Source organism: Streptococcus sp. 2_1_36FAA, from assembly GCF_000161955.2.
Taxonomy (GTDB): Bacteria; Bacillota; Bacilli; order Lactobacillales; family Streptococcaceae; genus Streptococcus; species Streptococcus gordonii.
In genome coordinates, this window is record NZ_KI391975.1 from 488,538 (window position 1) to 512,958 (window position 24,421).

Annotated in this window: 36 protein-coding genes and 1 rRNA gene; 34 read left to right on the forward strand and 3 right to left on the reverse strand. The window is 40.9% G+C overall.

Features of this window, described 5'->3' with window-relative positions:
- The first annotated feature begins 151 nt into the window (after positions 1–151).
- Positions 152–826: a DUF6287 domain-containing protein gene (locus tag HMPREF0847_RS07715; RefSeq protein ID WP_008809916.1), complete on the forward strand. Its 675-nt coding sequence runs from the start codon at positions 152–154 to the stop codon at positions 824–826.
- 38 nt (positions 827–864) lie between these two features.
- On the opposite strand, the gene dusB is transcribed toward HMPREF0847_RS07715, so the two are convergent.
- The 3 genes from dusB to gshAB all read right to left on the reverse strand — a co-directional run bounded on the left by dusB (position 865) and on the right by gshAB (position 5,147).
- Positions 865–1,842: a tRNA dihydrouridine synthase DusB gene (dusB, locus tag HMPREF0847_RS07720; protein ID WP_008809915.1), complete on the reverse strand. Its 978-nt coding sequence runs from the start codon at positions 1,840–1,842 to the stop codon at positions 865–867.
- Complete coding sequence (gene hslO, locus HMPREF0847_RS07725; protein ID WP_008809914.1) at positions 1,829–2,701, reverse strand: Hsp33 family molecular chaperone HslO; 873 nt, start codon at positions 2,699–2,701, stop codon at positions 1,829–1,831. Before hslO ends, dusB begins: the two co-directional genes overlap by 14 nt.
- Positions 2,702–2,891: 190 nt before the next feature.
- Positions 2,892–5,147, reverse strand: a complete 2,256-nt coding sequence (gene gshAB, locus HMPREF0847_RS07730) for a bifunctional glutamate--cysteine ligase GshA/glutathione synthetase GshB (protein WP_008809913.1) — start codon at positions 5,145–5,147, stop codon at positions 2,892–2,894.
- Between the two features lie 297 nt (positions 5,148–5,444).
- Between gshAB and HMPREF0847_RS07735 the strand changes: the two genes are divergently transcribed.
- The 33 genes from HMPREF0847_RS07735 to HMPREF0847_RS07890 form a co-directional block, all read left to right on the forward strand.
- On the forward strand, positions 5,445–6,737 hold the full coding sequence (locus HMPREF0847_RS07735; protein WP_008809912.1) for an adenylosuccinate synthase: 1,293 nt from the start codon (positions 5,445–5,447) through the stop codon (positions 6,735–6,737).
- A 56-nt stretch (positions 6,738–6,793) separates the two neighbouring features.
- A complete protein-coding gene (locus tag HMPREF0847_RS07740) occupies positions 6,794–7,462 on the forward strand; it encodes an HAD family hydrolase (protein WP_008809911.1) in 669 nt (222 codons plus the stop codon).
- Between the two features lie 399 nt (positions 7,463–7,861).
- Positions 7,862–8,170, forward strand: coding sequence for a 30S ribosomal protein S10 (rpsJ, locus tag HMPREF0847_RS07745; RefSeq protein ID WP_002894478.1), 309 nt, complete (start codon positions 7,862–7,864; stop codon positions 8,168–8,170).
- 190 nt (positions 8,171–8,360) lie between these two features.
- Complete coding sequence (gene rplC, locus HMPREF0847_RS07750) at positions 8,361–8,987, forward strand: 50S ribosomal protein L3 (protein ID WP_008809910.1); 627 nt, start codon at positions 8,361–8,363, stop codon at positions 8,985–8,987.
- A gap of 24 nt (positions 8,988–9,011) precedes the next feature.
- Entirely contained in the window at positions 9,012–9,635 is a 624-nt protein-coding gene (gene rplD / locus HMPREF0847_RS07755) for a 50S ribosomal protein L4 (protein WP_008809909.1), read from the forward strand.
- Positions 9,635–9,931: a 50S ribosomal protein L23 gene (locus HMPREF0847_RS07760; RefSeq protein WP_008809908.1), complete on the forward strand. Its 297-nt coding sequence runs from the start codon at positions 9,635–9,637 to the stop codon at positions 9,929–9,931. Before rplD ends, HMPREF0847_RS07760 begins: the two co-directional genes overlap by 1 nt.
- Before the next feature lie 17 nt (positions 9,932–9,948).
- The gene (gene rplB / locus HMPREF0847_RS07765; RefSeq protein WP_008809907.1) at positions 9,949–10,782 is read left to right on the forward strand and encodes a 50S ribosomal protein L2; all 834 of its coding nucleotides are present in this window, start codon (positions 9,949–9,951) and stop codon (positions 10,780–10,782) included.
- A gap of 86 nt (positions 10,783–10,868) precedes the next feature.
- On the forward strand, positions 10,869–11,150 hold the full coding sequence (rpsS, locus tag HMPREF0847_RS07770) for a 30S ribosomal protein S19 (protein ID WP_000533766.1): 282 nt from the start codon (positions 10,869–10,871) through the stop codon (positions 11,148–11,150).
- An 11-nt stretch (positions 11,151–11,161) separates the two neighbouring features.
- Positions 11,162–11,506 carry a 50S ribosomal protein L22 gene (gene rplV, locus HMPREF0847_RS07775; protein WP_008809906.1) on the forward strand — a complete coding sequence of 115 codons (345 nt, stop codon included), beginning with the start codon at positions 11,162–11,164 and terminating at the stop codon, positions 11,504–11,506.
- 12 nt (positions 11,507–11,518) lie between these two features.
- A complete protein-coding gene (gene rpsC / locus HMPREF0847_RS07780) occupies positions 11,519–12,172 on the forward strand; it encodes a 30S ribosomal protein S3 (protein WP_008809905.1) in 654 nt (217 codons plus the stop codon).
- Positions 12,173–12,175: 3 nt separating this feature from the next.
- A complete protein-coding gene (gene rplP, locus HMPREF0847_RS07785; protein WP_000960948.1) occupies positions 12,176–12,589 on the forward strand; it encodes a 50S ribosomal protein L16 in 414 nt (137 codons plus the stop codon).
- 9 nt (positions 12,590–12,598) lie between these two features.
- Positions 12,599–12,805 (forward strand): 50S ribosomal protein L29, encoded by a 207-nt coding sequence (rpmC, locus tag HMPREF0847_RS07790; protein WP_008809904.1) that lies wholly within the window; start codon positions 12,599–12,601, stop codon positions 12,803–12,805.
- Between the two features lie 23 nt (positions 12,806–12,828).
- Positions 12,829–13,089 (forward strand): 30S ribosomal protein S17, encoded by a 261-nt coding sequence (gene rpsQ / locus HMPREF0847_RS07795; RefSeq protein ID WP_000440801.1) that lies wholly within the window; start codon positions 12,829–12,831, stop codon positions 13,087–13,089.
- Between the two features lie 25 nt (positions 13,090–13,114).
- Complete coding sequence (rplN, locus tag HMPREF0847_RS07800; protein WP_002894494.1) at positions 13,115–13,483, forward strand: 50S ribosomal protein L14; 369 nt, start codon at positions 13,115–13,117, stop codon at positions 13,481–13,483.
- Positions 13,484–13,557: 74 nt separating this feature from the next.
- The gene (rplX, locus tag HMPREF0847_RS07805) at positions 13,558–13,863 is read left to right on the forward strand and encodes a 50S ribosomal protein L24 (protein ID WP_008809903.1); all 306 of its coding nucleotides are present in this window, start codon (positions 13,558–13,560) and stop codon (positions 13,861–13,863) included.
- A 23-nt stretch (positions 13,864–13,886) separates the two neighbouring features.
- Positions 13,887–14,429, forward strand: coding sequence for a 50S ribosomal protein L5 (rplE, locus tag HMPREF0847_RS07810; RefSeq protein ID WP_002894499.1), 543 nt, complete (start codon positions 13,887–13,889; stop codon positions 14,427–14,429).
- Between the two features lie 17 nt (positions 14,430–14,446).
- Positions 14,447–14,632, forward strand: a complete 186-nt coding sequence (locus tag HMPREF0847_RS07815) for a type Z 30S ribosomal protein S14 (RefSeq protein ID WP_001085697.1) — start codon at positions 14,447–14,449, stop codon at positions 14,630–14,632.
- A 284-nt stretch (positions 14,633–14,916) separates the two neighbouring features.
- Positions 14,917–15,315: a 30S ribosomal protein S8 gene (rpsH, locus tag HMPREF0847_RS07820; RefSeq protein WP_008809901.1), complete on the forward strand. Its 399-nt coding sequence runs from the start codon at positions 14,917–14,919 to the stop codon at positions 15,313–15,315.
- A 187-nt stretch (positions 15,316–15,502) separates the two neighbouring features.
- On the forward strand, positions 15,503–16,039 hold the full coding sequence (gene rplF, locus HMPREF0847_RS07825) for a 50S ribosomal protein L6 (protein ID WP_008809900.1): 537 nt from the start codon (positions 15,503–15,505) through the stop codon (positions 16,037–16,039).
- A gap of 82 nt (positions 16,040–16,121) precedes the next feature.
- A complete protein-coding gene (gene rplR, locus HMPREF0847_RS07830) occupies positions 16,122–16,478 on the forward strand; it encodes a 50S ribosomal protein L18 (RefSeq protein ID WP_005592009.1) in 357 nt (118 codons plus the stop codon).
- An 18-nt stretch (positions 16,479–16,496) separates the two neighbouring features.
- A complete protein-coding gene (gene rpsE, locus HMPREF0847_RS07835; RefSeq protein WP_006269137.1) occupies positions 16,497–16,991 on the forward strand; it encodes a 30S ribosomal protein S5 in 495 nt (164 codons plus the stop codon).
- Positions 16,992–17,004: 13 nt separating this feature from the next.
- Complete coding sequence (gene rpmD / locus HMPREF0847_RS07840; protein WP_002894509.1) at positions 17,005–17,187, forward strand: 50S ribosomal protein L30; 183 nt, start codon at positions 17,005–17,007, stop codon at positions 17,185–17,187.
- Between the two features lie 155 nt (positions 17,188–17,342).
- Entirely contained in the window at positions 17,343–17,783 is a 441-nt protein-coding gene (rplO, locus tag HMPREF0847_RS07845; RefSeq protein WP_008809898.1) for a 50S ribosomal protein L15, read from the forward strand.
- A 12-nt stretch (positions 17,784–17,795) separates the two neighbouring features.
- Entirely contained in the window at positions 17,796–19,106 is a 1,311-nt protein-coding gene (secY, locus tag HMPREF0847_RS07850; RefSeq protein WP_008809897.1) for a preprotein translocase subunit SecY, read from the forward strand.
- Between the two features lie 95 nt (positions 19,107–19,201).
- The gene (locus HMPREF0847_RS07855) at positions 19,202–19,840 is read left to right on the forward strand and encodes an adenylate kinase (RefSeq protein WP_008809896.1); all 639 of its coding nucleotides are present in this window, start codon (positions 19,202–19,204) and stop codon (positions 19,838–19,840) included.
- 117 nt (positions 19,841–19,957) lie between these two features.
- Entirely contained in the window at positions 19,958–20,176 is a 219-nt protein-coding gene (gene infA / locus HMPREF0847_RS07860; RefSeq protein WP_008809895.1) for a translation initiation factor IF-1, read from the forward strand.
- Positions 20,177–20,200: 24 nt separating this feature from the next.
- Positions 20,201–20,317, forward strand: a complete 117-nt coding sequence (rpmJ, locus tag HMPREF0847_RS11125) for a 50S ribosomal protein L36 (protein ID WP_001808836.1) — start codon at positions 20,201–20,203, stop codon at positions 20,315–20,317.
- Positions 20,318–20,333: 16 nt separating this feature from the next.
- Positions 20,334–20,699 (forward strand): 30S ribosomal protein S13, encoded by a 366-nt coding sequence (rpsM, locus tag HMPREF0847_RS07865; RefSeq protein WP_008809894.1) that lies wholly within the window; start codon positions 20,334–20,336, stop codon positions 20,697–20,699.
- 19 nt (positions 20,700–20,718) lie between these two features.
- Positions 20,719–21,102: a 30S ribosomal protein S11 gene (gene rpsK / locus HMPREF0847_RS07870; protein ID WP_001118385.1), complete on the forward strand. Its 384-nt coding sequence runs from the start codon at positions 20,719–20,721 to the stop codon at positions 21,100–21,102.
- 45 nt (positions 21,103–21,147) lie between these two features.
- Positions 21,148–22,086 carry a DNA-directed RNA polymerase subunit alpha gene (locus HMPREF0847_RS07875; protein WP_008809893.1) on the forward strand — a complete coding sequence of 313 codons (939 nt, stop codon included), beginning with the start codon at positions 21,148–21,150 and terminating at the stop codon, positions 22,084–22,086.
- Positions 22,087–22,097: 11 nt separating this feature from the next.
- The gene (rplQ, locus tag HMPREF0847_RS07880; protein ID WP_008809892.1) at positions 22,098–22,484 is read left to right on the forward strand and encodes a 50S ribosomal protein L17; all 387 of its coding nucleotides are present in this window, start codon (positions 22,098–22,100) and stop codon (positions 22,482–22,484) included.
- Positions 22,485–22,861: 377 nt separating this feature from the next.
- A complete protein-coding gene (locus HMPREF0847_RS07885; RefSeq protein ID WP_008809891.1) occupies positions 22,862–24,127 on the forward strand; it encodes a glutamate-cysteine ligase family protein in 1,266 nt (421 codons plus the stop codon).
- Between the two features lie 217 nt (positions 24,128–24,344).
- A 16S ribosomal RNA gene (locus tag HMPREF0847_RS07890) occupies positions 24,345–24,421 on the forward strand; the annotation flags it as partial.

Genomic DNA, 24,421 nt, shown 5'->3' on the forward strand with positions numbered 1-24,421 from the left:
ATTTCTCATGACCAAAGAAGTAGCATGAGAAGCTTGAACTTGCTTGGGTAGAAACTTTTTAAAGAATTTTATATAAATGATTGACAAATAAAAAACATAGTATTACAATTACATTACAAAAAGATTTCTAAATGTTACAAGGAGGCAAAAGATGAAAACACGTACTTATACAAAAATGATGGCAGTTGTAGTTCTAGCTTCTGGTCTGCTTTTAGGGGCATGTGGTAAGAAAGAAGAAAGCACAACAAGTACTAGTTCTAGCAAGACTGTTCAGACTTCCTCTAGCTCAAAAGCTGCGTCATCCAGCAAGGCTAGTTCTTCTTCTAAGGCTAGCAATCGACCTTCTTCAGAAGTAGCAGTTGGCCAGTCTGGACAAGTCGAAGCTTCTGCCAGTCAGCAACAGTCTACTGTAGAAGCGCCTCAAGCCCAACAAACGCAAACGCAGCAAGCTTCAGGTCGACAAAATACTCAGAGTCAAGCAACTCAACCAGCTCAAGCATCGGAAAGCAATCGCCAGCTTCAGAATAAGCAGGCAGCCAGCAATGCTCGCTATAAAGGTGTCTTGACTATGGTGGATGGAGATTTCTCAGCGGCTGCTGGTACTTGGAAGGATGCCAATGGAAATACTGTGACTGTATCAGGCAACGGCCAATTCACAGTCCAGTCTGCAGATGGAAAGACAGCTAATTATTCCATCGCTTCCTACTCTTATACGCTGGATGATGGCAAATACAATGCTCAGTTAAGCGGGCCAGGCAATGCCAATCTGCAGATTACAACAGGAGCAGATGGTTCAGTAACAAGTGTTGTGGTGACTCAACCCTAAACAGAACAAAAAGGAAGTCCGATTGGCTTCCTTTTGTTTTATTTTTGAATTTGCAAGAGCTCTTCAATTTCAGCAAGGGTGTTTGCTTGAGAAATCGCACCTCGTAGTTTAGCAGCTCCGGATGTTCCACGCAGGTAGTGTGGAGCTAGGCCTCGGAATTCTCGAACGGCAATATGTTCCCCTTTGAGATCAATCAAACGTTTAAGGTGGTCGTGGGCAATTTTCATTTTATCTTCAAAGGTCAAGTCCGGAAGGATTTCACCCGTTTCAAAGTAGTGGTTGATCTGGTTGAAGAGGTAAGGATTACCCATAGCAGCTCGACCTATCATAACGGCATCAGCTCCGACTTCTTCGATACGTTGTTTGGCTTCTTGAACGCTGCGGATATCTCCGTTAGCGATGAAAGGGATCTTAGTCAGAGCTTGCGCAACATCGTGCAAGGTCTCAAGGTCAGCATGACCAGTATACATTTGCTCACGGGTCCGCCCGTGCATAGCTAGGGCTGAGACTCCAGCAGCTTCAGCTGCCAGAGCATTTTCTACAGCCAGTGAACTGTCGGACCAGCCAGTACGCATCTTGACTGTCAGAGGAATATCTAGCACTGACTGTACTTTGTTGATGATTTTGTAGATTTTCTCGGGGTCCTTAAGCCACATGGCTCCAGCTTCATTTTTAACGATTTTATTGACCGGGCAGCCCATATTGATATCAACGATGTCCGTTTTAGTGTTTTCTTGGATAAATTCTGCTGCGCGGGCTAAGCTATCTTCGTCACTACCGAAAAGTTGGATAGAGACTGGATTTTCTCCCTCGTCAATGTGGAGCATGTGGAGGGTTTTTTCGTTGTTATACTGGATGCCCTTGTCAGAGACCATTTCCATCACGACCAGGCCCGCTCCCAGCTCTTTGGCAATGGTCCGGAAAGCAGAGTTGGTTACGCCGGCCATAGGTGCCAGAACTGTGCGGTTGGGAATTTCGACATTTCCGATCATAAAAGGGGTATTAAGATTTGTCACGAATCAGTTCCTCCAGGTCATTTTGGTCAAAGTGATAGGCAGTCTGGCAGAATTGACAGACGATTTCAGCTCCTTGGTCCTGGTCACGCATCTCTTCCAAGTCAGTCTTTGGCAAGGTAGCCAAGGCATTCATGAAGCGCTCTTTGCTACAGTCGCACTGGAAGCGGATTTCTTCTTCAGACAGGCGTTTGTATGGCTCATCACCATAGATGGCAACCAGCAGAGCTTCGATATGGTCATCGGATTCCAGCAGTTTTGAGATGGCAGGCATTTCTTGGATCCGCTTCTCAAAGCGGGCAATTTCAGCTTCCTTAGCACCAGGCAGAACTTGTATCAAGAAACCACCGGCAACCTTGACTTTGTCGTTCTCATCTAAGAGAACATTGAGGCCAACTGCGGAAGGTGTCTGCTGGCTTTCGGTTAGGTAGAAAGCTAGGTCTTCGCCGATTTCTCCAGAGATGAGAGGAGTCATGGAGTTGTAAGGATTGCCCGTGCCATAGTCCGTGATAACGAGGAATTCGCCTTGGCCGACAAAAGGACCAACCAGCACTTCGCCAGTGGCTGTCTTTTTGATATCTACACCGGGATTTTGCACATAGCCTTTGACATTACCCTCTGTATCTGCCACTGTGATAATCGCACCTAGTGAGCTGGTCCCGAGAACCTTGACGGTAATCTTGGTCTGGCCTTTTTCATTTGCAGCCAAAATCTGGCTGGCAATCAGTGTGCGGCCAAGTGCAACAGTAGAACTTGCTTGAGTTTGATGTTTTTCTTGAGCGGTCCGAACCGTCTCTGTGCTATCCAGCACATACGCGCGGAAAGAACCATTTTCTGAGATAGTTTTGATAATTTTGTCCATACCTTTTATTTTAACACAAAATAGAGAAAGGGGCGCAGGCTTGCGCTTGTTTTTTCAAGTTTGTGAAGAGGACATAAAGAAATTTTAAACTTGTAGTAGAGATCAAGCTTAATTCTTTTAGGTTATCATCTTAAACTTTACCTCGGTTACAAAACAAAAAACGCAGGGACATCTTCTGCGTTTTCTTATTTTACAGGTCCATTTCTGGGAAAAGTTTGGCCAGTATTTTAGGGGTGATGCTTTGTCCCGGCCCCTCAGCACAATAGGTGTGCATATACATAGAGGGGTTGAAATTGAGCTCGATGCAGGTGCAGTTAGGATTTTCCTTGGTAGAAATAGCAGAGCTGTCAGGAATAATCAGGTCAACGCCACAGGCCCAAGCTCCCATAGCCTTTGCCATGTTCGCAGCAAGTTCCTTATAAGATGGGTGCATGCTGTCTGTGACGTCAATCGAGTCTCCGCCGGTAGAAATATTGGAATTGCGTCGCAAGTCAACCTTGACTCCAGCAGGCAGGATATCATCTGGTCCATAGCCTTGCTGGTCCAGCATGAGCAGTTCAATGTCCCCCAGTTCAATGATTTCAAGCGGTGATCGATGATCCCGACCCCGTAGCGGATTGTCGTTTTTGATGGCAACCAATTCTCTCAAGGTATGCTGACCGTCTCCGACGACATTGGCTGCTACTCGCAAGAGGACTGCCTCACACTGACCGTCTAAGACAAAGAAGCGGTACTCCGTTCCAGCGATAAATTCTTCCACTAAGACAGCAGCGTCTTCTGAAAAAGCGATTTCCAAAGCCTTGCGATAAGCTTCCAGACTAGCTGGTTCTTGGAAGATGGAGATGCCTAGTCCGAAGTTAGTTGACTTTGGTTTGACAACAATTTGTCGGTCCTTAATCAAAGGGTAATAGGCCAGTCCATCCTCTAGGGAAGAAAATTCTGCTCCAGCTGGAACGGGAAAGTCAGCTGCAGCCAAAATCTTTTTGGTGACGGTTTTATTGGCCATGGCCAGAGGGATGACATAGTTATCCTTGGAGGTCATATTGCCGTTCTTGACATATTCCACATGGCGACCATGCCAAAGCTTGAGAAATTGGTCATTTTCATCTAAAATTTCGACATTAAGCCCCTTTTGGATAGCATCAAAGAGTAGCATCTGGGTGGATAGTTCCATATTTTCGTAGCCTTTGAGGGCATAAGGAGCAGTCCAAGCGTAGCGGTGATATTCCTCTGCTTTTTCTAGCCCAAAGGCCATTAAGGAATCATGCTGGATATGAGGCAGGAGCTGGCCAGATAGGGTTAGCTGAGGATTTTGTAGCGCCTCCTTAAGATGTTGAAGTAAGGTTTGGTAGTAAGTTGGCAGTTCAAAATGCTGGATAAGCTCTTCCATGGCTTGGAGAAGGGCTGAGCTGTCTGCCTCATCTGGCAGGGCAGTCAGTGGATGGCTACAAGCAATCTTTTGGTTCAAGTCGTGGGCAGCTTTTAATGCCGCATCAACATTTTCTACATCATCTAGCCAGAGCAGGCTCAGTAAAAAGAGATGGACGGTATCTAAGGTTTCTTGGCTAATACCTAAATGGTCAAAAGGATTGAGATCGAAGCAGCGGAATTCTAGATAAGTGATACCTTGCTCCAGATAGGCACGATTGTGCTTCTGTCCACGGAAGCGAACGGCTGAGTAAAATTCTTTTTCAGCGCTGAGCTCGCCTGACTGAACGTAGTTTTCAATATCGGTTACATATTGCTCCAAAGAAGCGTAGGACACTTGAATATTTTCGTCATTGACATAGCCATAGTCGCTGTTACGAAAAGAGCGGATAGGCTGGGAAATTTCCTGACTGTAGAAGCCAGTTTCTGCCAAAGGTGCAGCACCGTAGAGATAGGTTAAGATCCAGCGGAAACGCAGAAAGTTTCGAGCCAGCTTGAGATAGAGGCCGTTTTTAAAATCCTTAAGTGATTGATAGGAGCTGACTTGAAAGAGAGCAGTGACTAGATCTTTCCCTAGCTCCATGTTGTAGTGGATACCAGAGATAGCCTGTAGTTTTTTGCCATATTTTTCCGCCAAGCCCTCTCGGTAGTGGCGCTCATAGTCGTTTTCCAGACAAGCAATGACAATCTCCTCTTCAGTCAGCTGCGGTGGCATGGACAGAGGCCAGAGGCGCTCGTTCTGATCAATCGAGCGGGCCGCCACGTCACTAATAGCCCCCAGTAAGCGCCTAGCTTCCTTAGTCGAGTGAGCAATAGGTGTTATTAGTTCTAGTTGTTGCTCGCTGAAGTCTGTTTGGATGCTTGGGTGGAAATTCCTTGAACCGAGTTGACTTGGATGGGCAGTTTGGGCTAAGTGTCCATCCAAGTCAACTCGGAGATTTTCCCTCTCTAGACCAAAGGTCGCTTGAAGAATAGGGCTTGATGTATCCAGTTTCTGCAGTAATTGATTAATCGTCATCGTTTCACCGTCCTATGATAGTAATTTTAGTCTATTACAAACGGAAAAAGAAAACAAATTTCTACTACGATTTTAATAAAAATCCGAACTTTTATTTAAAATAAACTAATTAATATCAGAAAAAACAGATTTTGTGAAAAACTAATTCATTTCCAAAAGTTAAAATCCAAATGAAATCCCTATCTCTTCTTGAAAAATGGCAATAAATTTCTTATAATAAAGTGTAAGATATACCAGCAGGTGAGATTCCTGCCTTGTATGTAAGAAAGGACGAGCTGTCTCAGCTCAGACAAAATTATGACATCAGTAGTTGTTGTAGGAACCCAGTGGGGAGATGAAGGGAAAGGAAAGATCACAGACTTCCTTTCTGCTAATGCCGAAGTGATTGCTCGTTATCAAGGTGGTGACAATGCTGGTCATACCATCGTGATTGACGGTAAGAAGTACAAACTGCACTTGATTCCATCAGGGATTTTCTTCCCAGAAAAAATCTCAGTCATTGGAAACGGGATGGTGGTTAATCCTAAATCTCTAGTTAAAGAACTGAATTATTTACATGAAGAAGGTGTGACAACGGATAATCTTCGTATCTCAGACCGGGCTCATGTTATCTTACCTTATCATATTGAGCTGGATCGCCTGCAGGAAGAGGCCAAAGGTGACAATAAAATTGGAACTACTATTAAAGGAATTGGACCTGCTTATATGGATAAGGCTGCGCGTGTTGGTATCCGGATTGCAGATCTCTTAGATAGAGACATTTTCAGGGAACGCTTGGAGCGTAATTTAGCTGAGAAAAATCGCCTCTTTGAGAGATTGTACGATAGCACAGCAATTAACTTTGATGATATTTTTGAAGAATACTATGAATATGGGCAACAAATCAAGCAGTATGTGACAGACACCTCTGTCATCTTAAACGATGCGCTGGATCAAGGCAAGCGAGTGCTCTTTGAAGGGGCTCAAGGAGTTATGCTAGATATTGACCAAGGAACTTATCCATTTGTAACCTCCTCTAATCCTGTTGCTGGCGGTGTAACGATCGGTTCTGGTGTGGGTCCTAGCAAGATTGACAAAGTAGTGGGTGTTTGTAAAGCCTATACAAGTCGTGTTGGTGATGGGCCATTCCCGACAGAGCTTTTCGATGAAGTAGGAGACCGCATACGTGAAGTCGGCCATGAGTATGGTACAACAACAGGCCGTCCGCGTCGAGTTGGTTGGTTTGACTCTGTTGTTATGCGCCATAGTCGCCGAGTGTCAGGGATCACCAATCTTTCACTTAACTCCATCGATGTTTTGAGTGGTCTGGATACAGTCAAGATCTGTGTAGCCTATGATTTGGATGGCCAAAGAATCGACCACTATCCAGCTAGTTTGGAACAGCTTAAACGTTGTAAGCCGATTTACGAAGAGCTTCCTGGATGGTCTGAAGATATTACTGGCGTTCGTAAGTTAGAAGATCTTCCAGAAAATGCTCGCAACTATGTTCGGCGAGTAAGTGAGTTGGTTGGTGTACGTATTTCCACCTTCTCAGTTGGACCTGACCGCGACCAAACTAATATTTTGGAAAGTGTCTGGTCAAGTTTATAATTGATGAAAGAGGCTGGGAAAATTTCCCGCCTTTTTAAAAAAGAAAAGGGAAAAACATGTATCAAAATATCTTATTTGATTTAGATGGGACTTTGACCAACTCTGAGTTAGGGATAACTAATTCTGTGGCTTATGCTTTAGAGAAATTTGGTATCGAAGTGCAAGATAAAAAAGAATTAAGAGTTTTCATCGGTCCACCACTGAAGTATTCTTTTGAACACTTTTATGGTTTTTCAGAGGAAGAAAGTATACAAGCTGTGGCTTATTATCGTGAATATTTTTCTGAAAAAGGCCTCTATGAAAATGAAGTTTATAAAGGGATTCGGGAAATATTGTCTTCTCTCAAACAAGCTGATAAGAAATTGATAGTGGCAACCTCTAAGCCTGAAAAATTTTCAACTCAAATTCTTAAACATTTTGATCTGTATGACTATTTTGACTTTGTAGCAGGAGCTACTATGGATGGTAGTAGAAGCAAAAAAGCAGATGTTATTGGTTATGCTTTAGAAAAAACGAAAATTAAAAATCTCTCCGAAACAATTATGGTCGGTGATCGTGAGCATGATATTATAGGGGCTCAAATACAAAAGATTGAGTCTATCGGGGTTCTTTACGGCTTTGGTACAAAAGAAGAATTAGAAAAAGCGGGAGCGACGTTTATTGTTAAAGACGTCTGTGAACTGGAAAATTTATTACTTTTTAAAAAAAGCTTAAGGATATTTTAAGTTAAAGACCTTATACTGTAATCATAAACAAAGATCTCCTAACTTTGTTTAGAAATCCTAAAACTTTTCTTTTTCATAATAATCTCCCGAAAACCACCTCATAAGGTGGTTTTCTTTTGTGCCCCAAAAGAGAAAAAAGCTAAAAATGCCAATCTTTCTTCTATATATTAGACAACAAAAATAGGTAGAAAACATTTTCATTAAAAATAGTTAAAAAAATCTCTTAAATCCCTTGCAATGCTTGGATCTTTGTGTTAAGATACTATGGTGCTGTAAAAATACAGTGTGTAGCTTTGATGCAAGAGGTTGCGACACGCTCGGTTGCATTGCCACGCAACTGCCTGTCGGTTTTCTTGTGGAGCTAGCCTATTATCTTAAATAGACGAAAAGGAGAAAAAGATGGCAAACAAAAAAATCCGCATCCGTTTGAAAGCATACGAACATCGTACACTTGACACAGCGGCTGCAAAAATCGTAGAAACTGCTACTCGTACAGGTGCTGAAGTTGCGGGTCCAATCCCACTTCCAACTGAACGTAGCCTCTACACAATCATTCGTGCGACTCACAAATATAAAGACTCTCGCGAACAATTCGAAATGCGTACTCATAAACGCTTGATCGACATCATCAACCCAACTCAAAAAACAGTTGACGCTCTGATGAAATTGGATCTTCCAAGTGGTGTGAACGTAGAGATTAAACTTTAATCTAAATAGCACAATCGAACACAGGCTAAACTCTTTGCAAAAAAGATAGATTGCCTTGCGAGCGTCGCTCGCTGCATCAATCTCCTGTTTTTGCTGCGAGTTCTTAACGCCTTTTGTATCTTGTGTTTGAGCATGAAAAACGCTCGTTAAAAACTTTTTGAAAAAAATATAGAAAAGGAAACATTTTCTCATGACAAAAGGAATCTTAGGGAAAAAAGTGGGAATGACTCAAATCTTCACTGAAGCTGGCGAATTAATCCCTGTAACTGTTATTGAAGCAACTCCAAACGTTGTTCTTCAAGTTAAAACAGTTGAAACAGATGGTTACAACGCAGTTCAAGTTGGTTTCGATGATCTTCGTGACGTATTGAGCAACAAACCTGCTAAAGGACATGTAGCAAAAGCTAACACGGCTCCTAAGCGCTTCATTCGTGAATTCAAAAACATTGAAGGCTTAGAAGTTGGTGCTGAAATCACAGTTGACACTTTCGCAGCCGGCGATGTTGTTGATGTAACAGGAACTTCAAAAGGTAAAGGTTTCCAAGGTGTTATCAAACGCCACGGTCAATCTCGTGGTCCTATGGCTCACGGTTCTCGTTACCACCGTCGTCCTGGGTCAATGGGACCAGTTGCGCCTAACCGTGTTTTCAAAAACAAACACTTGGCTGGACGTATGGGTGGCAACCGTGTGACAATTCAAAACCTTGAAATTGCACAAGTTGTTCCAGAGAAAAACGTTATCCTTATCAAAGGAAACGTACCTGGTGCTAAGAAATCTCTTATCACTATCAAGTCAGCAGTTAAAGCTGGTAAATAATAAAGAAAGGGGAAATCAGTCATAATGGCAAACGTAAAATTATTTGACCAAACTGGTAAAGAAGCTGGTGAAGTAGTTCTGAACGATGCGATCTTTGGTATTGAACCAAACGAATCAGTTGTCTTTGATGTCATCATCAGCCAACGCGCTAGCCTTCGTCAAGGAACTCACGCTGTTAAAAACCGTTCTGCAGTATCAGGCGGCGGACGCAAACCATGGCGTCAAAAAGGAACTGGACGTGCTCGTCAAGGTTCTATCCGCTCTCCACAATGGCGTGGTGGTGGTGTCGTGTTCGGCCCAACTCCTCGTTCATATGCTTACAAACTTCCACGTAAAGTTCGTAGATTAGCGCTTAAATCAGTTTACTCTGAAAAAGTTGCTGAAAACAAATTCGTAGCTGTAGACAGCCTTTCATTTACAGCTCCAAAAACTGCTGAGTTTGCAAAAGTGCTTGCTGCACTAAGCATCGACACAAAAGTACTTGTTATTCTTGAAGAAGGAAACGAATTCGCTGCACTTTCAGCACGTAACCTTCCAAATGTTAAGGTTGCAACTGCAACAACTGCAAGTGTTCTTGATATCGTAAACAGTGACAAACTTCTTGTTACTCAAGCAGCTATCTCTAAAATTGAGGAGGTTCTTGCATAATGAATTTGTATGACGTTATCAAAAAACCTGTCATCACTGAGAGCTCAATGGCTCAACTTGAAGCAGGGAAATATGTATTTGAAGTTGACACTCGCGCTCACAAACTTTTGATTAAGCAAGCTGTTGAAGCTGCTTTTGAAGGAGTTAAAGTTGCTAACGTTAACACTATCAATGTAAAACCAAAAGCAAAACGCGTTGGACGTTACACTGGTTTTACTAACAAAACTAAAAAAGCTATCATCACTTTAACAGCTGATTCAAAAGCAATCGAGTTGTTTGGTGCTGAAGCAGAATAATCTAAGGAGGATATATCGTGGGAATTCGTGTTTATAAACCAACAACAAACGGTCGCCGTAATATGACTTCTTTGGATTTCGCTGAAATCACTACCAGCACTCCAGAAAAATCTTTGCTTGTTTCGTTGAAGAGCAAGGCTGGTCGTAACAACAACGGTCGCATCACTGTTCGTCACCAAGGTGGCGGTCACAAGCGTCACTACCGTTTGATCGACTTCAAACGTAACAAAGACGCTGTTGAAGCAGTTGTAAAAACAATCGAGTATGATCCAAATCGTTCAGCTAACATTGCTTTGGTTCACTACACTGACGGTGTGAAAGCTTATATCATCGCTCCTAAAGGTCTTGAAGTTGGTCAACGCATCGTTTCAGGTCCTGAAGCAGATATCAAAGTCGGGAACGCTCTTCCGCTTGCTAACATCCCAGTTGGTACTTTGATTCACAATATCGAGTTAAAACCAGGTCGTGGAGGTGAATTGGTTCGTGCTGCTGGAGCTTCTGCTCAAGTATTGGGTCAAGAAGGTAAGTACACACTTGTCCGTCTTCAATCTGGTGAAGTTCGTATGATTCTTGGTACTTGTCGCGCTACAGTTGGTGTTGTCGGAAATGAACAACATGGACTTGTAAACCTTGGTAAAGCAGGACGTAACCGTTGGAAAGGTATCCGCCCAACAGTTCGTGGTTCTGTAATGAACCCTAACGATCACCCACACGGTGGTGGTGAAGGTAAAGCACCAGTTGGTCGTAAAGCGCCATCTACTCCATGGGGCAAACCTGCTCTTGGACTTAAAACTCGTAACAAAAAAGCGAAATCTGACAAACTAATCGTTCGTCGTCGCAACGAGAAATAATCTAAAACAATCTATCCGCCAGCTCGGTAGCGCTGCTTAGTCAGCGCAGGCCGCTGTGGTACTTATTTTAAAGGAGAAAAAATATAATGGGACGCAGTCTTAAAAAAGGACCTTTCGTCGATGAGCATTTGATGAAAAAAGTTGAAGCTCAAGCTAACGACGAAAAGAAAAAAGTTATCAAAACTTGGTCACGTCGTTCAACGATCTTCCCAAGTTTCATTGGTTACACAATCGCAGTTTATGACGGACGTAAACACGTACCTGTTTACATCCAAGAAGACATGGTAGGTCACAAACTTGGTGAGTTTGCACCAACACGTACTTACAAAGGTCACGCTGCAGACGACAAGAAAACACGTAGAAAATAAGGAGAACATAAATGGCAGAAATTACTTCAGCTAAAGCAATGGCTCGTACAGTGCGTGTTTCACCTCGTAAATCTCGTCTTATTCTTGACAACATTCGTGGTAAAAACGTCGCTGACGCAATCGCAATCTTGAAATTCACTCCAAACAAAGCTGCTGGTATTATCGAAAAAGTATTGAACTCTGCAATCGCTAATGCTGAAAACAACTTTGGTTTGGAAAAAGCTAACTTGGTAGTATCTGAAGCTTTCGCAAACGAAGGACCAACTATGAAACGTTTCCGTCCGCGCGCTAAAGGTTCAGCTTCACCAATCAACAAACGCACAAGCCACATTACTGTGGTAGTTGCAGAAAAATAAGGAGGTAACATCGTGGGTCAAAAAGTACATCCAATTGGTATGCGTGTCGGCATCATCCGTGATTGGGATGCCAAATGGTATGCTGAAAAAGAATACGCGGATTACCTTCATGAAGATCTTGCAATCCGTAAATTCGTTCAAAAAGAATTGGCTGACGCAGCAGTTTCAACTATTGAAATTGAACGCGCAGTAAATAAAGTTAACGTTTCTCTTCACACTGCTAAGCCAGGTATGGTTATTGGTAAAGGTGGAGCAAACGTTGATGCACTCCGTGCAAAACTTAACAAATTGACAGGTAAACAAGTTCATATCAACATCATTGAAATCAAATCTCCAGATTTGGATGCTCATCTTGTTGGTGAAGGAATTGCTCGTCAATTAGAGCAACGTGTCGCTTTCCGTCGTGCTCAAAAACAAGCTATCCAACGTACTATGCGTGCAGGTGCAAAAGGAATCAAAACTCAAGTATCAGGTCGTTTGAACGGTGCAGATATTGCTCGTAGCGAAGGATACTCAGAAGGAACTGTTCCTCTTCACACACTTCGTGCGGATATCGATTACGCTTGGGAAGAAGCAGATACTACTTACGGTAAACTTGGTGTTAAAGTATGGATCTACCGTGGTGAAATTCTTCCAGCTCGTAAAAACACTAAAGGAGGTAAATAACCAATGTTAGTACCTAAACGTGTTAAACACCGTCGCGAATTCCGTGGAAAAATGCGCGGTGAAGCTAAAGGTGGAAAAGAAGTAGCATTTGGAGAATATGGTCTTCAAGCAACTACTAGCCACTGGATCACTAACCGCCAAATCGAAGCTGCCCGTATCGCTATGACTCGTTACATGAAACGTGGTGGTAAAGTTTGGATTAAGATTTTCCCACACAAATCATACACTGCAAAAGCTATCGGTGTACGTATGGGATCTGGTAAAGGGGCTCCTGAAGGTTGGGTAGCACCAGTTAAACGTGGTAAAGTGATGTTTGAAGTTGCTGGCGTTTCTGAAGAAATTGCTCGTGAAGCACTTCGTCTTGCAAGCCACAAGTTACCAGTTAAATGTAAGTTCGTGAAACGTGAAGCAGAATAAGGAGAAGGCATGAAACTTAATGAAGTAAAAGAATTTGTTAAAGAACTTCGTGGTCTTTCTCAAGAAGAACTCGCGAAGCGTGAAAATGAATTGAAGAAAGAATTGTTTGAACTTCGTTTCCAAGCAGCTGCTGGTCAATTAGAGCAAACTGCTCGCTTGAAAGAAGTAAAAAAACAAATCGCTCGTATCAAAACTATTCAATCAGAAGTTAAATAATAGACTAGGGAAGGAGAATTTCAATGGAACGCAATAATCGTAAAGTTCTTGTCGGACGCGTTGTTTCTGACAAAATGGACAAAACAATCACAGTTGTAGTTGAAACTAAACGTAACCACCCAGTCTATGGTAAACGTATTAACTACTCTAAGAAGTACAAAGCACATGATGAAAACAATGTTGCCAAAGAAGGCGATATCGTTCGTATCATGGAAACTCGTCCGCTTTCAGCTACAAAACGCTTCCGTCTTGTAGAAGTTGTTGAAGAAGCGGTAATCATCTAATCAAACCAGAAAGGAGAAAACTTAAATGATTCAAACAGAAACTCGTTTGAAAGTTGCCGATAACAGTGGTGCTCGCGAAATCCTGACAATCAAAGTTCTTGGTGGTTCAGGACGTAAGTTTGCTAACATCGGTGATGTGATCGTTGCATCTGTAAAACAAGCTACTCCTGGTGGTGCGGTTAAAAAAGGTGACGTTGTAAAAGCTGTTATCGTTCGTACTAAATCAGGTGCTCGTCGTAAAGATGGTTCATACATCAAATTTGACGAAAATGCTGCGGTAATTATCCGTGAAGACAAAACTCCTCGCGGAACTCGTATCTTCGGTCCTGTTGCACGTGAATTGCGTGACGGTGGCTTCATGAAGATCGTTTCACTTGCCCCAGAAGTACTTTAATCGAAAAAACAAACTAGTCCCCTGGATTTATCCAGGGTGCCCATTCAGGGCGTAAGAAATCAAAGGAGAACCCAATGTTTGTAAAAAAAGGCGACAAAGTTCGTGTTATTGCTGGTAAAGATAAGGGTGTTGAAGCTCTTGTCGTAACAGCTCTTCCAAAAGTTAACAAAGTTGTTGTTGAAGGTGTAAACATCGTTAAAAAACACCAAAAACCTAATAATGAACACCCTCAAGGTGCTATCGTGGAAAAAGAAGCACCAATCCATGTTTCAAACGTTCAAGTTTTGGATAAAAATGGAGTTGCAGGACGTGTTGGCTACAAATTTGTAGACGGCAAAAAAGTTCGTTACAACAAAAAATCAGGCGAAGTGCTTGACTAATCACGAAGGAAAGGAGAAGTATAATGGCAAATCGTTTAAAAGAAAAATATCTTAAAGAAGTAGTTCCTGCTTTGACTGAAAAGTTCAACTACTCATCTGTTATGGCTGTGCCAAAAGTGGATAAAATCGTTTTGAACATGGGTGTCGGTGACGCTGTGTCAAACGCTAAAAACCTTGAAAAAGCTGCTGAAGAATTGGCTCTTATCTCAGGTCAAAAACCACTTATCACTAAAGCTAAAAAATCAATCGCCGGCTTCCGTCTTCGTGAAGGTGTAGCGATCGGTGCTAAAGTAACCCTTCGTGGCGAACGTATGTATGAATTCTTGGATAAATTGGTTTCAGTTTCTCTTCCACGTGTCCGTGATTTCCACGGTGTTCCAACAAAATCTTTTGATGGACGCGGAAACTACACACTTGGTGTGAAAGAACAACTGATCTTCCCAGAAATCAATTTTGATGACGTTGATAAGACTCGTGGTCTTGACATCGTTATCGTAACAACTGCTAACACTGACGAAGAGTCACGCGAATTGCTTACAGGCCTTGGAATGCCTTTTGCAAAATAATATAGGAGGTAAAACAAATGGCTAAAAAATCAATGATTGCTAAGAACAAACGCCCAGCTAAGTTCTCTACGCAAGCTTATACTCGTTGTGAAAAATGTGGCCGTCCACATTCAGTATACCGCAAGTTTAAACTTTGCCGTGTTTGCTTCCGTGAATTAGCATACAAAGGACAAATTCCTGGCGTTACCAAAGCATCTTGGTAATTTAAGATATCAAGGGCGTCAAAACTCCAAGTGAAAATAGGAAACTTGACGAAGAAACTGAAGTTTCTAGGAAAGTTTATCTTTTTCACACAGAGTTTAGCCCGGGTTCAGTTGGGCTTGCCAATTTGAACACGAGCAACAGCTTTGGCAAAAAAGACCAATTTTCTTTGGAGCATCGCTCCTGCATCAAATTGCCTATTTTTGCTCTTGCTGTTACGCTCTTTGTATCATGTGTTAACTAGCAAGTGCAACTTGCAAACTACTAGTAAGAGGAGAAATAAAAAATGGTTATGACTGACCCAATTGCAGACTTTTTGACACGCATTCGTAATGCTAACCAAGCAAATCATGAAGTGCTTGAAGTACCTGCATCAAATATTAAAAAAGGGATTGCTGAAATCCTTAAACGCGAAGGTTTTGTAAAAAACGTTGAATTTATCGAAGACGACAAACAAGGCATCATCCGTGTCTTTCTTAAATACGGACAAAATGGTGAAAAAGTTATCACTGGTTTGAAACGTGTTTCTAAACCAGGACTTCGTGTCTACAAAAAACGTGAAGATCTTCCAAAAGTACTTAACGGACTTGGAATTGCTATCCTTTCAACTTCTGAAGGTTTGCTTACTGATAAAGAAGCACGCCAAAAGAACGTTGGTGGTGAGGTTATCGCTTACGTTTGGTAATATTTAGCTCCCAATTTCTTTGTGACTCTTCGTTATCGTCTCTTGCATAACCCAAAGTTATGCCTGCGAGACGTTGCCTAGATTCACTTTGAAATTGAAACCTAAATATTCCTTTAAATCGAGAAATCGATTTAACCCCGTGAAAACTGGCCGTCATGGCCTGACAATTTAACAGGAGAAAATAAACATGTCACGTATTGGTAATAAAGTTATCGTGTTGCCTGCTGGTGTTGAAATCACTAACAATGACAACGTTGTAACTGTAAAAGGACCTAAAGGAGAACTTACTCGTGAGTTCTCAAAAGATATTGAAATCCGTGTGGAAGGTACTGAAGTAACTCTTCACCGTCCAAACGATTCAAAAGAAATGAAAACTATCCACGGAACTACTCGTGCCCTTTTGAACAACATGGTTATTGGTGTTTCAGAAGGATTCAAGAAAGAACTTGAAATGCGTGGGGTTGGTTACCGTGCACAACTTCAAGGAAAGAAACTTGTCTTGGCTGTTGGTAAATCTCATCCAGACGAAGTTGAAGCTCCAGAAGGAATTGCTTTTGAACTTCCAAATCCAACGACTATCGTTATCAGCGGAATTTCAAAAGAAGCTGTTGGACAAACAGCTGCTTACGTTCGTAGCTTGCGTGCTCCAGAACCATATAAAGGTAAAGGTATCCGCTACGTTGGTGAATTTGTTCGCCGTAAAGAAGGTAAAACTGGTAAATAATGTGATTCGGTTGATCTTCAACCCTATCCTTTGTTTCCAACTTTGTGCTTAAGCACAAGATTAATATTAAGAGGTGAAAATTGTGATTACGAAACCAGATAAAAACAAAGTCCGCCAAAAACGCCACCGTCGTGTTCGCGGAAAACTCTCTGGAACTGCTGATCGCCCACGTTTGAACGTATTCCGTTCTAATACAGGCATCTACGCTCAAGTGATTGATGACGTAGCGGGTGTAACGCTCGCAAGCGCTTCAACTCTTGACAAAGAAGTTTCAAAAGGAACTAAGACTGAACAAGCCGTTGTTGTTGGTAAACTCGTTGCTGAACGTGCAGTTGCTAAAGGTATTTCTGAAGTGGTGTTTGACCGCGGTGGATATCTCTATCACGGACGTGTAAAAGCTTTGGCTGATGCAGCTCGTGAAAACGGATTGAAATTCTAATAGGGAGGACACTAGAAAATGGCATTTAAAGACAATGCAGTTGAACTTGAAGAACGCGTAGTTGCGATTAACCGTGTTACTAAAGTTGTTAAAGGTGGACGTCGTCTTCGTTTTGCAGCTCTTGTAGTTGTCGGTGACCGCAATGGTCGTGTAGGCTTCGGTACTGGTAAAGCTCAAGAAGTACCAGAAGCTATTCGCAAGGCAGTTGAAGATGCGAAGAAAAACTTGATTGAAGTACCAATGGTCGGCACAACAATTCCTCACGAAGTTCTTTCAGAATTTGGTGGAGCTAAAGTATTGTTGAAACCTGCTGTAGAAGGTTCTGGAGTTGCTGCTGGCGGTGCTGTTCGTGCCGTTATCGAATTGGCAGGTGTGGCAGATGTAACATCTAAATCACTTGGTTCTAACACTCCAATCAACATTGTTCGTGCAACTGTTGAAGGTTTGAAACAATTAAAACGCGCTGAAGAAGTTGCTGCCCTTCGTGGTATTTCAGTTTCTGACTTGGCATAAGAAAGGGGATCACATGGCTCAAATTAAAATTACTTTGACTAAGTCTCCAATCGGACGCATTCCGTCACAACGCAAAACTGTTGTAGCACTTGGACTTGGCAAATTGAACAGCTCAGTTATTAAAGAAGATAACCCAGCGGTACGTGGTATGATTACTGCAGTATCTCACTTGGTAACTGTTGAAGAAGTTAAATAAGCTTTGCTAGTTTAACAACTTTGAATTTAAAATACATTAGGGGATGGGTTTTTCTCAGCCCCTAAAACTAAATATATGTATAGGCGAGTTTGTATAGGAGACACCTTTTCTCCTATATGAGCGCTAGCATTTTACAAAAGAGGAGAAATTAAATAATGAAACTTCATGAATTACAACCTGCTGCAGGTTCTCGTAAAGTCCGTAACCGTGTTGGTCGTGGTACTTCATCTGGTAACGGTAAGACAGCTGGCCGTGGTCAAAAAGGTCAAAAAGCTCGTAGCGGTGGCGGTGTTCGTCTTGGTTTTGAAGGTGGACAAACTCCATTGTTCCGTCGTCTTCCAAAACGTGGTTTCTTGAATGTAAACCGCAAAGAGTATGCTATCGTAAACCTTGATCAGTTGAATGCTTTTGAAGACGGTGCAGAAGTAACACCAGTTGTGCTTGTTGAATCAGGTATTGTAAAAGCTGAAAAATCTGGCGTTAAAATTCTTGGTAACGGAGAATTGACAAAGAAATTGACTGTTAAAGCAGCTAAATTCTCTAAATCTGCTGAAGAAGCTATCACTGCTAAAGGTGGTTCAGTGGAAGTCATCTAAGAGAGGTGACCTATGTTTTTCAAACTATTAAAAGACGCATTTAAGATTAAGCAAGTACGCTCTAAGATTCTATTTACTATTTTTATTATCTTAGTCTTTCGTATTGGTACTACAATCACTGTTCCTGGTGTAAATGCAAAAAGTTTAGAAGCCTTAAGTGGCTTGTCATTCCTGAACATGCTAAGCTTGGTGTCAGGTAATGCCATGAAAAACTTTTCAGTATTTGCGCTAGGGGTGAGCCCATATATCACAGCTTCCATCGTGGTGCAACTCCTTCAAATGGACTTGTTACCGAAGTTTGTTGAATGGGGTAAACAAGGTGAAGTAGGTCGTAGAAAGTTAAATCAAGCAACACGCTATATTTCCTTGGCACTTGCTTTTGTACAATCTATCGGTATTACTGCTGGTTTTAATGCCTTGTCTAGTACTAAACTAGTTGCGGCACCTAACTGGCAAACCTACTTATTCATTGGATCTATCTTAACAACTGGATCAATGATTGTTGTTTGGCTCGGTGAACAAATTACTGATAAGGGCTATGGAAATGGTGTATCTATGATTATCTTTGCCGGGATTGTTGCATCAATTCCGGAGATGGTTAAAGGTATTTATGAAGATTATTTTGTCAATGTACCGAGTGACAGATTGCAATCGTCAATCATCTTTGTAGCTTGTTTGATTGTAGCGGTTTTACTTATTGTCTACTTTACAACTTACGTACAACAAGCAGAATACAAAATCCCAATCCAATATACAAAGATTGCCCAAGGTGCTCCTTCCAGTTCATATCTTCCTTTGAAGGTCAATCCAGCAGGAGTTATTCCGGTAATCTTTGCAAGTTCAATCACTGCCGCGCCGGCAGCTGTTCTACAGTTTTTGAGCGCATCTGGTAATGATTGGGGATGGGTTCGTACAGCTCAGTCTTTGCTTGCGACAACAACACCAACAGGTATTGCTATGTATGCTTTGCTGATTATTCTGTTTACATTCTTCTATACCTTTGTACAGATTAATCCAGAAAAAGCAGCTGAAAATCTACAAAAGAGCGGTGCCTATATTCCAGGAGTACGTCCAGGAAAAGGAACTGAGCAATTTATGTCGAAACTACTTCGCCGATTGGCTACTGTTGGTTCATTATTCCTAGGTTTTATTTCAATCATCCCAATCATTGCAAAAGACTTATTTGGTTTATCAGATACAGTCGCTTTGGGAGGTACCAGTCTTTTGATCATCATTGCCACTGGTATCGAAGGAATGAAACAATTGGAAGGATATTTACTGAAGAGAAAATATACCGGCTTTATGAATACAACAACAAAATAGAAATAGGTTGACTTAGTCAGCCTTCTATTTTGTTTTTGGATAAGTTTATTAACCGGTTTAATAGATTTATGGAAAAACAAAAAAGGAGAATCAACATGAATCTTTTGATTATGGGCTTACCTGGTGCAGGTAAGGGAACTCAAGCAGCGAAAATCGTTGAAAAATTTAAGGTGGCACATATTTCTACAGGTGATATGTTCCGAGCTGCAATGGCTAATCAAACTGAGATGGGTGTGCTCGCTAAATCATATATTGACAAAGGTGAACTGGTTCCGGATGAAGTTACCAACGGAATTGTAAAAGAACGTTTGTCTCAAGAAGATATTAAAGAAACAGGCTTCCTTTTGGATGGTTATCCTCGTACTATTGACCAAGCCCACGCTTTGGATACTATTCTAAAAGAGCTTGGAATTGTGCTTGATGGTGTCATCAATATTGAAGTTGATCCTAGTTGCCTCTTAGAGCGTTTGAGTGGAAGAATTATTCACCGTCAAACAGGCGAAACTTTCCATAAGGTTTTTAATCCACCAGTAAACTATAATGAAGAAGATTATTACCAAAGGGAAGACGATAAACCTGAAACAGTTAAGCGCCGTTTGGATGTAAATATTGCTCAAGGCGAGCCTATTTTAGCACACTACAGAGAACTAAAATTAGTCCATGATATCCAAGGTAATCAAGATATTAATGATGTATTTTCAGATATCGAAAAAGTCTTGGAAAAATTGAAATAAAAGCGTTTTTCACGCTTGCAATATTTGACAAGTAGTGATACAATGAATTAGTCTGACTTATAATTGTTACCTCTGTGTCCAGAGGTGATGAATCAAAATTTAGGGAGGTACTTTTGCGTGGCAAAAGATGATGTGATCGAAGTCGAAGGCAAGGTAATTGATACTATGCCAAACGCAATGTTTACGGTTGAACTTGAAAATGGACATCAGATTTTAGCAACAGTTTCTGGTAAAATTCGTAAAAACTATATTCGTATTTTAGCGGGAGACCGTGTTACTGTCGAAATGAGTCCGTATGATTTGACTCGTGGACGGATCACCTACCGCTTTAAATAATGGAAAAACTTGGAGGATTAAGAAATGAAAGTAAGACCATCGGTCAAACCAATTTGCGAATACTGCAAAGTTATTCGTCGTAATGGTCGTGTTATGGTTATTTGCCCTGCAAATCCAAAACACAAACAACGTCAAGGTTAATTAGAAAGGAGAAAACATGGCTCGTATTGCTGGAGTTGATATTCCAAATGACAAACGTGTAGTCGTATCACTTACTTACGTATATGGTATCGGTCTTCCAACATCTAAGAAAATTTTAGCTGCTGCTGGAGTTTCTGAAGACGTTCGTGTAAAAGACTTGACACCTGATCAAGAAGACGCTATCCGTCGTGAAGTGGACGCTATCAAGGTTGAAGGAGATCTTCGTCGTGAAGTAAACCTAAACATCAAACGTTTGATGGAAATCGGTTCATATCGTGGAATCCGTCATCGTCGTGGACTTCCTGTTCGTGGACAAAACACTAAAAATAACGCTCGCACTCGTAAAGGTAAAGCTGTTGCGATTGCTGGTAAGAAAAAATAATATAAGGAGGTAAAAAGTCTTGGCTAAACCAACGCGTAAACGTCGTGTGAAGAAAAATATCGAATCTGGTATTGCACATATTCACGCTACATTTAATAACACTATTGTTATGATTACTGATGTGCATGGTAATGCGATTGCTTGGTCATCTGCTGGTGCTCTTGGTTTCAAAGGTTCTCGTAAATCTACACCATTTGCTGCCCAAATGGCATCTGAAGCAGCTGCTAAATCTGCACAAGAACACGGTCTTAAATCAGTTGAAGTTACTGTAAAAGGTCCAGGTTCTGGTCGTGAGTCAGCTATTCGTGCTCTTGCTGCCGCTGGTCTTGAAGTAACAGCTATTCGTGATGTGACTCCTGTACCACACAATGGTGCTCGTCCTCCAAAACGTCGCCGTGTATAATCACCAACAATTACACTGCTTTTCGTTTAAGAGGGAGTTAACTAAATGATTGAGTTTGAAAAACCAAATATAACAAAAATTGATGAAAATAAAGATTATGGCAAGTTTGTAGTAGAACCGCTTGAACGTGGTTATGGTACAACTCTTGGGAACTCACTTCGTCGTGTCTTGTTGGCTTCATTACCAGGAGCAGCAGTTACTTCTATCAATATTGAAGGAGTATTGCACGAATTTGATACTATCCCAGGTGTCCGTGAAGATGTTATGCAAATTATTCTTAACATCAAAGGTATTGCTGTAAAATCTTACGTCCAAGACGAAAAGATGATTGAACTTGATGTTGAAGGTCCTGCAGAAATTACTGCTGGAGACATTTTGACAGATAGCGATATCGAAATTGTAAACCCAGATCATTATCTCTTTACAATCGGTGAGGGAGCACGCTTTAAAGCAGTCATGACTGTCAACAGTGGTCGTGGTTATGTTCCAGCTGATCAAAATAAACGTGATGATGCACCTGTGGGGACACTCGCTGTAGATTCCATCTATACGCCAGTGACAAAAGTTAATTACCAAGTTGAGCCAGCTCGTGTTGGTAGCAATGATGGTTTTGACAAACTAACCCTTGAAATTATGACAAATGGAACAATCATTCCAGAAGACGCACTTGGTCTTTCAGCGCGTATCTTGACTGAACATTTGGATCTCTTTACTGATCTTACTGAGGTGGCTAAAGCAACTGATGTGATGAAAGAAGTAGACAAGAGCTCAGATGACCATGTTTTGGAACGCACAATTGAAGAACTTGATTTGTCTGTTCGCTCTTATAACTGCTTGAAACGTGCTGGCATTAACACAGTTTACGATTTGACAGAAAAAACTGAGCCTGAAATGATGAAAGTTCGGAACCTTGGTCGTAAGAGTCTTGAAGAAGTTAAAGTTAAACTGACAGATTTAGGTCTAGGGTTAAAAAACGATAAATAAAGGAGGAATACATGGCTTACCGTAAATTAGGACGCACTAGCTCACAACGTAAAGCAATGCTTCGTGATTTGACTACTGACTTGATTATCAACGAATCAATCGTAACAACAGAAGCTCGTGCGAAAGAAATCCGTAAAACAGTTGAAAAAATGATTACATTGGGTAAACGTGGTGACTTGCATGCTCGTCGTCAAGCAGCTGCATTTGTTCGTAACGAAATTGCATCAGAAAACTATGATGAAGCAACTGAAAAATACACTTCAACAACTGCACTTCAAAAATTGTTCTCTGAATTAGCACCTCGTTATGCAGAACGCAATGGTGGATATACTCGTATCCTTAAAACTGAACCACGTCGTGGAGATGCTGCTCCGATGGCAATCATCGAATTAGTATAAGATCATCAATCTTTGTTGAGTGTTATGATGATGGAATAGATTTTCTATTCTTAGTCTAGCTCTGGTCTACCGCTAGGAATTTTTCCTAGCGGGAACACTCATCATATTGCGAGATGATAGGTAGACGCTTGTTTACGAAATTGTTTTTTGATAAAAAAACAATTTCGTAAGCAGGCGTTTTTGCTTAAATATAGGAAAAAAATAGAAAATTTGTTATAATACTCAAATACCAAGAAAGATTCTTTTAAAGATCTCCTTCGGATTCCTTTAGAAGAATGTTAAAAAACGGTAGGAGCTGAGAAATAGAATAAAGTAAGTTCTATCGAAACTATGCTTTGAGTGAAATAAATATCAAGGATAAATCATAGGAATTAAAAATGACTAATGCAATACAGCTATTAAAAGATCGATATTTAAAAAATATTAAAGAAAATCCGACTATCTATATAGGTATTGAATTGGAATTTCCTATTGTAAATTGTCAGGGAAAAGCAACTGATATAAATACAGCTAAGAACTTGCTAAAGCGTCTTATTGATCAACATTCCTTTGAAGCGGAGAAGTTCGATAGAGCTGGAAACCCGATTCAGATAAAGTCTAAAGAAAACGAAGATAGAATTCTATTTGAAGTTTCATACAATACTTTAGAATTTGCGTTTGAAAAAGCTGCAAAGGTTCAAGAAGTAGAGGAGCGATTCACAGAATATTTAAGTGTTATCCAATCCATTTTGGGTGAAGATGATCATGAACTGCAAGGAAAAGGAATTCATCCTTTTTGGGATAAAAATGATAATAGTCCGGTTCAATCGCCTCGCTATGAAATGTTAATGCAGTATTTGTCAATGAGTAAGAAACTAGAGTTAAAAACTCTGCATTCTTATCCTGAATATGGAGCGTTTATCTGTGGAAATCAAATTCAACTGGATGTTTCTAAAGAAAACTTTATAAGTGTTATCAATGTTTTTAATCAAATTGAAGCAGCCAAAGCATATCTTTTTGCCAATTCTGAATTTCTAGATTCTTCTTGGGATACAAAAATAGCTCGAGATATTTTTTGGGAACAATCCATGCATGGGATCTTACAAGAAAATGCGGGTGTCAATCTAAAAGATTTCAAAAACGAAGATGAATTTTTCACTTATCTTAGCAAATCCGCAATTTTCACAGCTAAAAGAGGGGATCAAGACTACTATTTCTATCCAATTCCAGCAATTGACTATTTAGGTTATAAAAAAATTGAAGCATATAATCTATCAGGTGAAACAGTAGAAATAACACCGAAGCAAGAAGATTTTGAAAATCATAGAAGTTATCAGTATCAAGATTTAACAACAAGAGGGACTGTCGAGTTTAGAAGTGTTTGCGCTCAGTCTTTTGATAAAACGTTTGTTTCTGCCGCTTTCCATCTCGGTATTCTAGCCAACTTAGATAATGTACAAAAGTATCTACAGAAAGCTGACTTTTTTAAAGAGGAGGGACGTGATTATAAACAGCTAAGACTAAAATTTTCAAAAAAAGAAATTAGCGGAAGTGCGGAAACTCATGTTCGTAACTTCGCAAACGACTTGATTCAATTGGCAATGGCCGGTCTAGTAGCTCGAAACAATGGAGAAGAATCCTATCTGAAGGATTTAAAAGTCTAGGAAAAGAAACGGAATAAAAAAAGCTAAAAAAAGTTAAAAAAAGTAGTTGACAGGAGAGGTAGTAGATGATATACTAAGATAGTTGTCTCGGAGGGAGGCAAAGACCTTTGAAAACTGAACAAGACGAACCAAGTGCAGGGTGACATAGAGATATGTGACCTGTCAAAGAACGAAAAATAAATCTGTCAGTGGACAGAAATGAGTAAGACTCAAACGCTTAAATGAGAGTTTGATCCTGGCTCAGGACGAACGCTGGCGGCGTGCCTAATACATGCAAGTAGAACGCACAGTTTA

Excerpts from the sequence above, each read along its gene's own strand:
- HMPREF0847_RS07715 (WP_008809916.1), top strand. The coding sequence starts at position 152 with ATGAAAACACGTACTTATACAAAAATGATGGCAGTTGTAGTTCTAGCT.
- hslO (WP_008809914.1), bottom strand. The coding sequence starts at position 2,701 with ATGGACAAAATTATCAAAACTATCTCAGAAAATGGTTCTTTCCGCGCG.
- gshAB (WP_008809913.1), bottom strand. The coding sequence starts at position 5,147 with ATGACGATTAATCAATTACTGCAGAAACTGGATACATCAAGCCCTATT.
- HMPREF0847_RS07735 (WP_008809912.1), top strand. The coding sequence starts at position 5,445 with ATGACATCAGTAGTTGTTGTAGGAACCCAGTGGGGAGATGAAGGGAAA.
- HMPREF0847_RS07740 (WP_008809911.1), top strand. The coding sequence starts at position 6,794 with ATGTATCAAAATATCTTATTTGATTTAGATGGGACTTTGACCAACTCT.
- rpsJ (WP_002894478.1), top strand. The coding sequence starts at position 7,862 with ATGGCAAACAAAAAAATCCGCATCCGTTTGAAAGCATACGAACATCGT.
- rplC (WP_008809910.1), top strand. The coding sequence starts at position 8,361 with ATGACAAAAGGAATCTTAGGGAAAAAAGTGGGAATGACTCAAATCTTC.
- rplD (WP_008809909.1), top strand. The coding sequence starts at position 9,012 with ATGGCAAACGTAAAATTATTTGACCAAACTGGTAAAGAAGCTGGTGAA.
- HMPREF0847_RS07760 (WP_008809908.1), top strand. The coding sequence starts at position 9,635 with ATGAATTTGTATGACGTTATCAAAAAACCTGTCATCACTGAGAGCTCA.
- rpsS (WP_000533766.1), top strand. The coding sequence starts at position 10,869 with ATGGGACGCAGTCTTAAAAAAGGACCTTTCGTCGATGAGCATTTGATG.
- rplV (WP_008809906.1), top strand. The coding sequence starts at position 11,162 with ATGGCAGAAATTACTTCAGCTAAAGCAATGGCTCGTACAGTGCGTGTT.
- rplP (WP_000960948.1), top strand. The coding sequence starts at position 12,176 with ATGTTAGTACCTAAACGTGTTAAACACCGTCGCGAATTCCGTGGAAAA.
- rpmC (WP_008809904.1), top strand. The coding sequence starts at position 12,599 with ATGAAACTTAATGAAGTAAAAGAATTTGTTAAAGAACTTCGTGGTCTT.
- rpsQ (WP_000440801.1), top strand. The coding sequence starts at position 12,829 with ATGGAACGCAATAATCGTAAAGTTCTTGTCGGACGCGTTGTTTCTGAC.
- rplN (WP_002894494.1), top strand. The coding sequence starts at position 13,115 with ATGATTCAAACAGAAACTCGTTTGAAAGTTGCCGATAACAGTGGTGCT.
- rplX (WP_008809903.1), top strand. The coding sequence starts at position 13,558 with ATGTTTGTAAAAAAAGGCGACAAAGTTCGTGTTATTGCTGGTAAAGAT.
- rplE (WP_002894499.1), top strand. The coding sequence starts at position 13,887 with ATGGCAAATCGTTTAAAAGAAAAATATCTTAAAGAAGTAGTTCCTGCT.
- HMPREF0847_RS07815 (WP_001085697.1), top strand. The coding sequence starts at position 14,447 with ATGGCTAAAAAATCAATGATTGCTAAGAACAAACGCCCAGCTAAGTTC.
- rpsH (WP_008809901.1), top strand. The coding sequence starts at position 14,917 with ATGGTTATGACTGACCCAATTGCAGACTTTTTGACACGCATTCGTAAT.
- rplF (WP_008809900.1), top strand. The coding sequence starts at position 15,503 with ATGTCACGTATTGGTAATAAAGTTATCGTGTTGCCTGCTGGTGTTGAA.
- rpsE (WP_006269137.1), top strand. The coding sequence starts at position 16,497 with ATGGCATTTAAAGACAATGCAGTTGAACTTGAAGAACGCGTAGTTGCG.
- rpmD (WP_002894509.1), top strand. The coding sequence starts at position 17,005 with ATGGCTCAAATTAAAATTACTTTGACTAAGTCTCCAATCGGACGCATT.
- rplO (WP_008809898.1), top strand. The coding sequence starts at position 17,343 with ATGAAACTTCATGAATTACAACCTGCTGCAGGTTCTCGTAAAGTCCGT.
- secY (WP_008809897.1), top strand. The coding sequence starts at position 17,796 with ATGTTTTTCAAACTATTAAAAGACGCATTTAAGATTAAGCAAGTACGC.
- HMPREF0847_RS07855 (WP_008809896.1), top strand. The coding sequence starts at position 19,202 with ATGAATCTTTTGATTATGGGCTTACCTGGTGCAGGTAAGGGAACTCAA.
- rpmJ (WP_001808836.1), top strand. The coding sequence starts at position 20,201 with ATGAAAGTAAGACCATCGGTCAAACCAATTTGCGAATACTGCAAAGTT.
- rpsM (WP_008809894.1), top strand. The coding sequence starts at position 20,334 with ATGGCTCGTATTGCTGGAGTTGATATTCCAAATGACAAACGTGTAGTC.
- HMPREF0847_RS07875 (WP_008809893.1), top strand. The coding sequence starts at position 21,148 with ATGATTGAGTTTGAAAAACCAAATATAACAAAAATTGATGAAAATAAA.
- rplQ (WP_008809892.1), top strand. The coding sequence starts at position 22,098 with ATGGCTTACCGTAAATTAGGACGCACTAGCTCACAACGTAAAGCAATG.
- HMPREF0847_RS07885 (WP_008809891.1), top strand. The coding sequence starts at position 22,862 with ATGACTAATGCAATACAGCTATTAAAAGATCGATATTTAAAAAATATT.